Below are 11,475 nucleotides of genomic sequence, written 5' to 3' on the forward strand. Positions count from 1 at the left end.
GGGACGGCATGCACACGCGGGTGGACCAGGTCAAGGGCGGCGGGATCAGGCGGTTCTTCCGGAACTCTCGTTCTTTTGTACTCGGGGCGGGGATCGGATCAGGCATGGCCGCCAGAGCTGCCGAGCGGGCGGGCGCGGATTTCGTGCTTGCGCTCAATGCTGGCCGGTTTCGCGCAATGGGTGGCTCTTCACCTGCCTCAATTCTTCCGATCCGCAACAGCAACGAATTCGTGGCTGGCTTCGGTCGGACCGAGATCCTGCCTTCAACGAAATTGCCAGTCTTTTTCGGGGCCTGTACCTTCGATCCAAAGCTCGACATCGACCGCTTTCTCGAGCGCATTATCAGGTGGGGCTTTTCCGGGGTCACCAACTTTCCTTCCGTGATCCACATCGATGACTACAGAAGATCTCTGCTGGAAAAGTCCGGCCTTGGCTACGAGCGGGAAATCGAACTCCTGGTCAAAGCTGCACAACACGGCCTGATGGCAATCGGCTATACGCGCACCCAGCCCGAGGCAAGGCGCATGGTCGAAGCCGGCGTCGAGGCCATCTGCATCAATTTCAATCTCAACCGGCCGATCGAAAGCGGATGCGACCCCACGATCAGCCTGTCGGAGCTTGCCGCGCGCACAAGCGCTGTTGCTCGCGTCGCTCAATCCATCGACAGGAACACGATCTGCCTGATGGGGGGCGGGCCAATTACGAAGCCTGACGAACTCCTCGATATCTGCCGCGAAACAGGTGTTCAGGGCTTCATCGGCGGCTCGTCGCTCGACCGCGTCCCGTTGGAAATGTCGGTCCTTGAGGTGACTTCAGGCTTCAAGACCATTCACTTGTTGCGGGAGAAGGTCGATCTTCTCGAGCGTCAGCTCCAACTGAGCGGATTCAGGCACGGTGTGATCGCGCAATCCTCAATCATGAAGCGCGTGCTCGAGACCGCAAGGCGCTTGGCAGGCCATCCCAGTCCTGTGCTGGTGTGGGGCGAGGCGGGGTCAGGAAAGCGACGAATAGCCAGTCTGGTCCACGCCTTCAGCGACAAGAAACTGACCAAGCCTGCGCTGTTTCAATGTCGGCCCGGCCCAGCCATCGATACGGTCGGCGTCCTGTTCGGCGCCGGGCAGACTGAGACCAGGCGACGCCAAGTGTCGCTCCTGGAAACCGCAACGGATTCTACGATCCTGCTCATGCATGTCGATCAATTGTCGCGGGACGGGCAAGAGCGTCTTGCCGACTATCTGGAAACCGGCAGTTTCACGCCGCTGAATAGCGTAGCACTGGCACGTTCCTCTGCACGGATCATTGCAACTGCAACCGTTGCTCGCGGGGGGGCTCTTAACGCTGTACTATGCCCTCGGCTTGTTGCGCTATTTGCCGGGCTGGATATTGGGTTACCCCCGCTGCCCGATCGTCTCGAGGACCTTCCGCAACTTGTTCAGCATTTCACGGTGGAGGCTAAAGGAGATTCGAATGCCCAAACGCTCGGTATAGAAAATTCTGCGTTCTTGGCGCTCGCAGGCCACAACTGGCCGGGCAATTTGAGAGAATTACGCCAGATCGTGAATCAGCTGGTGACGTTGCAACAAACGCACATTACGGCTGATGTCCTGAGGCCACTCTTGACGGCGTCATCACCTCTGAAGCCGACAAGCGCGTTCTCCGAACGCGAGTGGATCATCGAGGGCTTGAAACGAAACAAGCTGCATCGAGGGAAGACTGCCCGGTATCTGGGGCTTTCAAGAAAAACTCTGTACAACAAGATCAAGGGGCTGAGGATCTTGGAGTAGCAGTTGCCCTCTTGTTTTTGCCCACCGGCCGCCTTGAAGCTGTCACGTCCAAGAGCGCGAACTTCGGGATCGACGACCCCTGTTGGTCAAGCCTGGCCAATTCCATCTCGTCGCAAATCCTCAGCGTGAGAGCCGTTTCCGGTAAGTAGACAATGCCATGGAGATGCGGACCAAGTCGTCTCTCTGCCGATATCATCGCAGCATCATCGGCAGCGGCGAACAAGATCTTAAACCCCAGGCTAGCAAACCATTCCATGCGCCGAAGTTCGAGCTCCTGGCCGGAATCGACCGGTTCGCCAGCCGCAGATCGCTCAATCATGGACGCTGGTGGGAAATTTACTACTCCGCTGACCCCAGCTTTTTTCAACGCTTCGGCAACGTCCTCCCAACACGCGAACGGATCGATCATCATGATGGCCGCGTACGTGTGGGCGCGCTTTATCTCGGAAACGTTTTGCAAGCCGCGCAGCAGACAGTCATTCCAATCGATAATGGGCAAGGTAGCCATCACGAGTATGGAGCCCTTCGGAAGGCTGCGCAAAGATGGTGCGTAGATTTCCAACGACGCACCTTTACGGCCGACGGGCAGAAGACTGGCAAGTTTCCCGACGCCTGTCACTTTCAACGCATTATACCCGATTTTACTCATCGTATCATTCGCCGATCTTACACGTGATTTGAACCCGGTCTACATGTGAGCGCACGCCGGATCCGCTGGCAGACCGGGCTTGTCTGCTTCCTCCCTCGACTTAAGCCGCTGTTGGAGAAGTCCAGCAGCGGCCTCTTTTTCAGGTTCCGGGCCAGTGAGGGCATGCGATGCCACCCATTCCGTCAGAAGCTTTCCGAGCAGGCGTGCTTTTTTGAACTGCGGGGGACCATCTTCGAAGCACTCGCAGGAGTGCGGCTCCATCCGGTCCTTCCGCGGACATACTAATCAGATTGCAGGTAAAAGCAGGTCGGCATTCTGCGTGCGACACCCGATAAGTCTGTACGGCGCGGCGATCTCCTCCTAGTCGAAGTCCTCGATCCCGGACACAACTAGGACGGCGATGGAGAAGCACGCAGACTTTCTTGGTGCTCAAGATAGAACTTGTTCATCTTGGCTATGACCTGCGGAATGTTCGTCTCGAACGATCTACTGAAGCTGGTCTCTCATGTCGGCCGAGGCGCTCGCAGGCTCGACGCACCTGCAGGTCTTCGTTCCAATGCTCGTTGATATCTGCTCAGCCTCCACGCGCGTCAGTCTCGGAAGGGTGATCTTCGGCATGTCCGGCCTCCTGTTAGGCACGACAGAGGGTTGTACCAATTGTAGAGCTCTTGCCGGGTGGCGCCGCCCGATCTTCGTACATTCCGACCGCGAAGCCTCCGGCCAGATCGTAGCCGAAACTTGTTGGGCGTTGCGTTAGCCTTGTGAGGACGAATTCGCGCGGCTCCTGCAGGGGGAACGTTCGCAGTATTCGAGGCCGATGCCCGTTGCGGCTCGGACCGATAGCCGGTCGCGAGTGGCCATGTGAGCGCCGTTTAGGACAGTGATCGAGACCGTCGCATCAATCGTGACCCGACGAGCAATTTGGCAAGCAAGTGCGGGCTAGTCGGGCGACCATAAGAGGGCAATGCCCCGATGTCAACCAAGAGAGCTGAACCAATCCGCAATTGATATATCTCAATAATCGTGCAACCCTTGCCATGTGTATGGAGTGGCCACAGAGGGCGCCCCGATAATTGGCAACAAGGACGTGAGATGACTAGGAACTGGGATGAAGCGATCGAGCGCATCAAAGATCGCATTCGTTCGACAGCGCAGCAGGTGGGCGATGGTTTCCCGCATTGGGCTGATCCAAATACCGGAATCTGGAAAACGACAGCTCATGGTGATTGGACCGGCGGCTACTGGCTCGGAATGTTGTGGCTTGCGTCGCGAGACGAGGAAAGCGAGCGCTACAAGCATTTGGCTGACGAAGTCTGTAAGCGTCTCGTATCCCGCGTAAATGCCGACACAGCCTTCAAGGCTGCGACGTTCTACTACGGTGCCGGCCTGGGGGCGCTGCTCGGAGGAAGCAAGTCAGCGCGAGAGTTGGGTCTCGCGGCGGCAAGAGATATCAAACATCGATTCGACCCCAAGCTGGGTTTGGTGCCGCTCGGAGCGAATGCCGAAGAAGGATCACATGTTGGAGCGACCGCAAGCAGCATCGATAGCTTGGTCGTATCTCTGCTGCTCTTTTGGGCTGCAAGGGAGTCGAACGACAGCCAAATGCTGGACGTCGCCGCCAAACATACAGCCCGGGTTCTCTCAATCCATCAACGAGAAGATGGTGCCTTCGTTCAATCCTCTTCCCTAGACGTGCAGAGTGGCGAAGTGCTTCAACGCTATACGCATAAGGGATACAGCGAAAGCAGCGTTTGGGCGAGGGCGCAGGCATGGGGCGTGCTGGGTGCGACCATCAGTTGCCTCTCGGGAGGCATCGACGAGCGCTTCCTTGCTGCCGCAGTCAAGGGTGCGGATTGGTGGATTGATCACGTGCCAGCCGATGGCATTTCTTACTGGGACTTCAACGATCCTGCGGCCCCGAATACTGAACGAGACACAGCCGCGAGCGCCTTCATGGCATCTACTCTGTTCAAGCTGAGTACGGTCGCGCCCTGTGAAGGCAAGCGTCAAAAATACAAAGATGCTGCGGAAAAGACGGCCGCCGCTCTCGTCGATGGCTATCTCACCCCGTTGGGAGACGATGACAACAGACCCGTCGGCATGCTGGTCGAGGGCTGCTTCAACAAGCGGGAAGATTCTCGGCCCGAGGACTACGTCAAAAACGCCGAGCTTATCTTCGGTAGCTATTATTTGTTTGAGGCGCTGCTGATGCTCAGCGGTCGCCTGCAGCCCACTGAGGTGTAAGGAACGCGAGATGCGACTAGTTCAATTTGTGACGCCGGAAGGCCGTCGGCAGGTGGGCGCCATTCTCAATGATGGTGCCCGGCCGGTGGTCGTTAAAGATGCGACGAGCGTCCGCGAGCTTGCGCTGGAAGCCGCGCGCTCGGATGCGTCCTTGGAACAACTTATTTCGGCACGGGGGGGTGTGGGAGAAGTCGATTATGACGAAATTGTTGCCGAGAAGAGGTTGCTTCTGCCGCTCGATCATGCGGAGCCGTCCCGCTGCACCATTTCCGTGACGGGCCTAACGCATCTCGGAAGCGCCGAATCTCGAGATGCCATGCACGCAAAATTAGCAGCAGATGATCTCTCCGACTCGATGCGCATGTTCAAACTCGGTCTTGAAGGTGGCAAGCCGAATCATGGAAGCATCGGGGTGCAGCCCGAGTGGGCATACAAGGGGGATGGTTCGTGGGCGGTGCCTCCCGAGCATCCGCTTAGTTTGCCGGCGTGGGCCGAAGATGGCGGCGATGAAGCAGAGGTCGTGGGCCTCTACGTCATCGGCGACCAAGGGGAGGTCCTGCGTGTGGGCTTCAGCCTCGGCAACGAGTACTCGGATCACGTGATGGAGCAGCAGAACTATCTCTATCTCGCCCATTCAAAATTGCGCGAGTGCTCTTACGGTCCCGAAGCCTTGCTCGGCGAGCTCCCGAGTGACGTAACGGGTACCGTGCGCGTATCGCGGGCCGGTTCAACGATCTGGTCTGACAAATTCATTTCCGGCGAAGACAACATGTCACATACCATCCGCAACCTTGAACATCACAACTTCAAATATCGCGGTTTCCGTCGGCCGGGTGATGTTCACGTGCATTTCTTCGGCGCGAGCGTTTTGAGCTTCGCCGCCGGGGTCAGGCCGCGCAGCGGTGACGTCTTCGAGGTGGAATCGAAAGCGTTTGGCCGACCATTGCGCAACCCACTTATCGCGGACGAAAAGACGGAGCTCCTTTCAGTCAAGGTACTGTAGGTTTCACAATCGAGGCAGGTCTACCTAAGTGACGCTTGGGTCCTTCATGGAGCGAGTGACCGTGCGGCGAGGCGGCGGTCACTGACCTCTCCTTTATCCGGAGCGCTCCGCCGTCTTTCGACACGTCGGAAATCTGTTGAAAATCAGCGGCTTCTCGCCCAAATTCGTGATTGCGAGCTCGGCCTCGGGAGTTGAAGGTCAAGGTCCTCTAAGATAAGCGGTTGAAATGCAAAAATGGTATCCCGAACTGCGCCCCGGCAAGGCACCCGCTTTTCTCCGTCTACTCGAGGCTATTGAGAAGGATGTTTCGTCCGGGTCGCTTGCTGTCGGGGCGAAACTCCCGACTCAGCGTGACTTGGCGGAGCGTCTCGGTCTCAGCGTCGGCACCGTGATCAAGGCCTACGCAGAGGGGCAACGCAGAAGCCTGCTCGTTGGCCACGTTGGCCGGGGGACGTTTGTTGCAGAACAGCGCCAGAGCTTCCAGTCTCGCGGGCGGGTCATCGACCTGAGCTTGAACATACCAGGCCCCTCGCGGTTGCCGAAAGCGCTCGCAGATAGCAGGTGGACGTTCCCCAGTGACATCTCCGATTATGTCGGCTACCTCTCTCAGTCCGGGGTGATGGATCATCGCAGCCAGTTCGCCAGGCTGTTGCGCGATACCGGCTTCGATACCGGACCTGACAATCTCGTCGTCACGAATGGGGCGCAACACGGGTTCTCGTTGACACTGAGCGCCATTTGTCAGCCGGGTGACAAGGTATTCGTCGAGGCCGCCACTTACCATGGCATGAAATCGTACGCTCATTTCGCCAAGCTTGAGCTGGTCGGGCTTCAAATGGATAGCGAAGGCCTCGTTCCGGAAGCGTTCGATAGAGCGGCAGCTTCGGGCGCTGCGCGAGTGCTGTTCACGATGCCCACGGTCCAGAGCTCCACGGCCGCGATCATGGGAGCGGCTCGCCGCCAGGACATTGTGCGAATTGCACGCAAGCACGACATCCTAATCATCGAGGACGATGCCTACGGCTTCTTGGACCAGGCCAGCATTCCTCTCGCCTCGCTGGCTCCGGAGCGGACGTTCTACGTCAATACGCTGTCGAAATGTCTGGCGCCCGGCCTACGCCTGGGCATGCTCGTCGTGCCCGAACAGTATATACCCCGTATCCATCAGGCCATGCGGGCGACCGTTTGGATGGCGTCTCCCATCTCCTCCATGATCGCCTCCGAGTGGATCGAGAACGGCCTTGCCGCTAAGGTGCGTCAGTCGTTGGCACAAGAAGCGAAGAACCGCGTCAAACTCGCTTCACAGATCCTACGGCCGCATGTTAGGGCCAACCATCCACCGAGCTTTCACGTCTGGCTGGATTTGCCGAGTGGCGCCGTCGAGCATGTTGCCGCCAGAGCATTGCAACGCGGAGTGATCACCACGCCGTCTTCCGCTCTGCTTGTCGATCCGTCGCTGATCTCGGGATTGCGAATCTCGATCGGCGTGCCGGATCGTATCGAGGATCTCGAGTGGGCCTTGCGGCAATTGGCCGGATCGTTAGAGCCCACCAACGAAGCTGACATGTCCATCATCTGAAACCAGAATGCGCCAAGCGCATTCTGGTTGTGCTGTGTCTTCCGGGAGTGGCACCTGGTCAGATGTTGCCGCCGAAGGAATAGGACGTCTTGACTGTCGTGTAGAACTCGGCGGCATATCTGCCCTGTTCGCGCGGTCCGTAGGACGAGCCCTTACGGCCGCCGAACGGAACGTGGTAGTCCACCCCCGCGGTTGGCAGGTTGACCATGATCATCCCCGCTTGAGCATTGCGTTTGAAGTGACTCGCGTACTTCAGACTCGAAGTGCAGATCCCAGCCGACAGTCCGAACGGGGTATCGTTTGCGATCTCCAGGGCATTTTCATAGTTACGAGCACGGATCACCGTTGCAACGGGTCCGAATATTTCCTCCCGTGCGATTCGCATTCGATTGTCGACTTCCGCGAAGAGGGCAGGAAATAAATAGAAGCCCGGCATATCTCGACTAAGCAGTTCGCCGCCAGCCACGAGCTTGGCGCCTTCATCCTGGCCTAGACGAATATAGCTGAGATCTTGATCGAGCTGACGCTGATCGACCACCGGGCCAATGTGGGTTCCGGCTCTGCAGGCGTCGTCCACTACAAGGGATTTCATACGTTCTGCCATTGCTGCAACGAAATCGTCGTGGACGCCATCTGTCACGATAAAGCGGGAGGAGGCAGTGCAACGCTGGCCCGTCGAGAAGAAGGCGCTGTTCACTGCACATTCGATGGCGACGTTGAGGTCGGCGTCGTCCAGAACGACCATCGGATTTTTCCCGCCCATCTCAAGCTGAACCTTTTTCATCGGATGAGCCGTCGTACAACTTTGCGCGATGTGTTCCCCCGTGGAGGTCGAGCCGGTGAATGAAATCGCGGCAATTTTGATATTCTTCAGCATGGCCTCACCAACGACGGAGCCGCGGCCCATGACGAGGTTGAACACACCTGGCGGAATACCTGCGCGCGAGATGATCTCCGTTAACGCGTGCGCCGATCCTGGCACCAGCTCTGCTGGCTTGAATACGACCGTGTTCCCGCAGGCGAGAGCAGGAGCAATCTTCCAGGCAGGAATCGCGACGGGAAAATTCCAGGGCGTAATGAGCCCCACAACGCCCACGGGTTCTCGGGTAATCTCGACGTCCACCCCAGCGCGAACGGACGGCAGCTTCTCGCCTGCAAGACGCAGACATTCACCCGCGAAGAACTGGAAGATCTGTCCTGCACGCGTGACCTCGCCAATCCCCTCTGGAAGGGTCTTACCCTCTTCGCGGGAGAGAAGCCGCCCAAGTTCCTCCTTCCGTGAAAGGATCTCGGCGGCGATCGCATTGAGGCAATCGTGCCGGGTCTGGATGGTTGAACGGGACCAGGCTCGGAAAGCGTCGAATGCCGCGTCAATCGCTCGCTCCACATCGCTTGCCGAAGCTTGCGCAAATTCCCCGACCACGTCGGACGTGTTCGAAGGATTCACGTTCGGCACTGCGTTCGACGCAGCAAGCCATTCCCCGGCGATGTAATTCAAATTCATCGGTGTCCATCCAAATTAGGTTCGTCGAAAAATGCCATGCGGGCGCGATGGCGAATTCATCATCGCTCTACGCCGGCGTTGGTACCGGAATTCCCGCGGGATCCAATTCCACATATATTGGGATATATCAATGTCTGATTGGGCTAGCATATCATTTGACCTGCTTAGGGTTGTGCTGTAGCTTTCGTGTGTCGGCTCGTGGCCGACCAAAATCAGATTCATCAGAGAGGTCGCCAAGTGATCGCTGAACCCGCAGACAACACGCTCACCCAGAAAGCCGGCGCCCTTAATGGAATTGTCGTGCTGGAAGTGGGAATGGTGATGCAGGTCCCTCTTGCCGGCCAAGTCTTGGGCGATCTCGGCGCGGACGTCATCAAGGTCGAAAGACCCCAGGGCGACATCACCCGTGGGCTCGATTTCGAGGCGACTCGGGTTGGCGGAATGAGCTCCTACTATGCAGCCATGGGACGCAATAAGCGTACACTCGCCCTGGATCTCAAGAACCCAGTCGCCAAGGAAATCCTGCTTCAGCTGGTCGATAAGGCCGACGTGCTCATGCATAACTTCCGACCGGGCGTGATGGAGCGACTAGGCCTCGGATTCCCCGAATTGAGCGCGCGCAATCCTCGGTTGGTCTATGCCGCTGGGTTCGGGTTCGGTGAAAGCGGGCCTCTGGCGAGCCGGCCCGGCCAGGATATGTTGGCGCAGGCTTTCAGCGGGCTTGCTCGCGGCGGGCTTGAAGAGCATCAACCGCCTCACTTGACCAATTCGCCTATCGTTGACTACGGCGCTGCTATGTCGCTTGTACAAGGTGTTCTCGCGGCCCTTATTGAACGTCAAACCTCCGGGCTCGGCCAAGTCGTTTCGACCTGTCTGTACGATGTTGCACTCGCCATGCAACTCTGTGAAATTGCGAGCGAGAGCATTTACGGAACGAAGACGAACTGGATCAGTCAGTCGATCTTCTTCAAAACTAAAGACGGCTGGGTGTCGGTCGTTATGCTGTTCCGTGACAATCCGCTTGGGCTGATGTGCCAAGCGCTCGGTCTACCCGACATCAGCACGCGACCTGAGCTGTCAACCCGCGAAGGTCAGGTTGCGAATCTTTCGAGGGTTCAGGAACATTGCGCGGAGGCGATAGCCTCACTCACGACCGAGGCGGTGGTGCAGCGACTGTCTGAGGTGGATCTCCTTTGCACGGCCGTCAATGAGATCGCGGACGCCGTCAGTCAGGCCCAAACTGCGCACAATGGCATCATGTGGCAAGTAGATGTACCGGGGCGCGGAACCGTCCCGTTGGCCGGTCTTCCGATTAGCCTGTCGCGTACCCCACCAGGCATCCGGATCCACCCAGCACCGATCGGTGCTGCCACCGACGAGGTGTTGTCCTCATTCGGATTTTCAGTCGAGACCATTGCCGATGCCCGCAATAGAAGGGCATTCGGCTAGCCGCCGTGACCTTCGTTCGCGGCTTGCGCGAAGAAGCGCCATAAACTCCAAGCCAAACCTTCACGGATCACCCTTTGACCACATCAGACCTCGTCATCGCGTCCACGCCGTCCCCACATGTTCGGCTGTTGAGCATGAATAGACATGCGAAACGAAACGCTCTGAGCAATGAACTCATCGCACATATTGCGCAAGCCTGCCGCGCTGCCGTTTCCGACGAGGAGGTACGTTGCATCGTGCTCACAGGAGGCGACGCCTTCTTTTGTGCGGGCGCGGACATCAAGGAAATGCAGCAGCGCGGGTTCGAAGCCATCAACAACCCTATCAGGCGGAATGATTGGAGAGATATCACGACCTGCGTGAAGCCCATCATTGCAGCCGTTGAAGGTGTATGTTTCGGCGGCGGGAACGAACTGGCCATGCTCGCCGACATCGTGGTGGCGGGCGAGAATGCACAGTTTGGGCAGCCAGAAATCAATATAGGCGTGATCCCTGGCGACGGCGGCACTCAACGATTGACCCGCGTAGCAGGAAAATCATTGGCAATGTTGATGGTTCTGGGCGGTCAGCCAATTTCTGCTCAGGCCGCGCTGCGTGCCGGGCTCATCGCGGACATCGTCCCCACCGGTACGGCGAGCGCGCGAGCGCTCGAGATCGCAGGCCTCATTGCGCAGAAGCCGCCGCGCTCCGTCGAACTCGCCAAATCAGCGGTGCTCGCCGCGTATCAGACGCCTCTGGATGCGGGTGTGGAATTCGAACGACAGGCAATTCGGGTGGCCTTCACGACTTCGGACCAGCAAGAGGGCATGGATGCCTTCTTTGAAAAACGCCCGCCCAGATATCGGGGAGAATGAGATATTCGACGGAAGGGCCTTTGCCTTCCGTCGTTGGTGCGGAACGGCTCCACCAGAACGAGCCATAAGGCGGCGGTCTTTACCAATTGAAATGCCACTACCTGGCCATGCTCCCCTCTCGGCTTGAGAGTAAGGGAGCCGTTCGCAGTATTAGGTTCGCGATGTAACCGCCCAGTGGCTGAGTTCCTAAAACGGGCGATGTGCGACGCCACGGCGACTGACTCGTGCGCACTGTTAGTAATGCGCACCTTCGTCGCACCTCGCAAAAAAGCGCAAACCGCCTTCGCCGTATGACAGGGCCGCGCAGCGATTTACTGAAGTATTGCCGACACCTTGGATGACGGCGGCCCAGCCGTTTGCCTTCCACTATGCTTCGTCAAGGTGGTTAGGGACTACAGCGACATGTCCG

At 58.1% G+C, this 11,475-nt stretch carries 8 protein-coding genes; 6 read left to right on the plus strand and 2 right to left on the minus strand.

The features are described from left to right. Positions 1-8: 8 nt before the first annotated feature. A complete protein-coding gene (locus IVB45_RS38395) occupies positions 9-1,784 on the plus strand; it encodes a phosphoenolpyruvate hydrolase family protein (RefSeq protein ID WP_247360778.1) in 1,776 nt (591 codons plus the stop codon). Here the strand turns inward: IVB45_RS38395 and IVB45_RS38400 are convergent. Then, positions 1,759-2,433, minus strand: a complete 675-nt coding sequence (locus IVB45_RS38400) for a hypothetical protein (protein WP_247360781.1) — start codon at positions 2,431-2,433, stop codon at positions 1,759-1,761. The genes IVB45_RS38395 and IVB45_RS38400 overlap by 26 nt on opposite strands. Before the next feature lie 1,092 nt (positions 2,434-3,525). Between IVB45_RS38400 and IVB45_RS38405 the strand changes: the two genes are divergently transcribed. The 3 genes from IVB45_RS38405 (at position 3,526) to IVB45_RS38415 (ending at position 7,259) form a co-directional block, all read left to right on the plus strand. Continuing rightward, on the plus strand, positions 3,526-4,677 hold the full coding sequence (locus tag IVB45_RS38405; protein WP_247360784.1) for a glycoside hydrolase family 88 protein: 1,152 nt from the start codon (positions 3,526-3,528) through the stop codon (positions 4,675-4,677). Between the two features lie 10 nt (positions 4,678-4,687). Then, positions 4,688-5,680 (plus strand): AraD1 family protein, encoded by a 993-nt coding sequence (gene araD1 / locus IVB45_RS38410; RefSeq protein WP_247360786.1) that lies wholly within the window; start codon positions 4,688-4,690, stop codon positions 5,678-5,680. 226 nt (positions 5,681-5,906) lie between these two features. After that, the gene (locus IVB45_RS38415) at positions 5,907-7,259 is read left to right on the plus strand and encodes a PLP-dependent aminotransferase family protein (RefSeq protein ID WP_247360790.1); all 1,353 of its coding nucleotides are present in this window, start codon (positions 5,907-5,909) and stop codon (positions 7,257-7,259) included. Positions 7,260-7,317: 58 nt separating this feature from the next. On the opposite strand, the gene IVB45_RS38420 is transcribed toward IVB45_RS38415, so the two are convergent. After that, positions 7,318-8,763, minus strand: coding sequence for an aldehyde dehydrogenase family protein (locus IVB45_RS38420; RefSeq protein ID WP_247360793.1), 1,446 nt, complete (start codon positions 8,761-8,763; stop codon positions 7,318-7,320). Between the two features lie 237 nt (positions 8,764-9,000). Between IVB45_RS38420 and IVB45_RS38425 the strand changes: the two genes are divergently transcribed. Beyond that, the gene (locus IVB45_RS38425; protein ID WP_247360795.1) at positions 9,001-10,212 is read left to right on the plus strand and encodes a CoA transferase; all 1,212 of its coding nucleotides are present in this window, start codon (positions 9,001-9,003) and stop codon (positions 10,210-10,212) included. Between the two features lie 74 nt (positions 10,213-10,286). Continuing rightward, positions 10,287-11,066, plus strand: coding sequence for an enoyl-CoA hydratase-related protein (locus IVB45_RS38430; protein ID WP_247360798.1), 780 nt, complete (start codon positions 10,287-10,289; stop codon positions 11,064-11,066). The last annotated feature ends 409 nt before the right edge of the window (positions 11,067-11,475 follow it).

Source organism: Bradyrhizobium sp. 4 (assembly GCF_023100905.1).
Classification (GTDB): domain Bacteria; phylum Pseudomonadota; class Alphaproteobacteria; order Rhizobiales; family Xanthobacteraceae; genus Bradyrhizobium.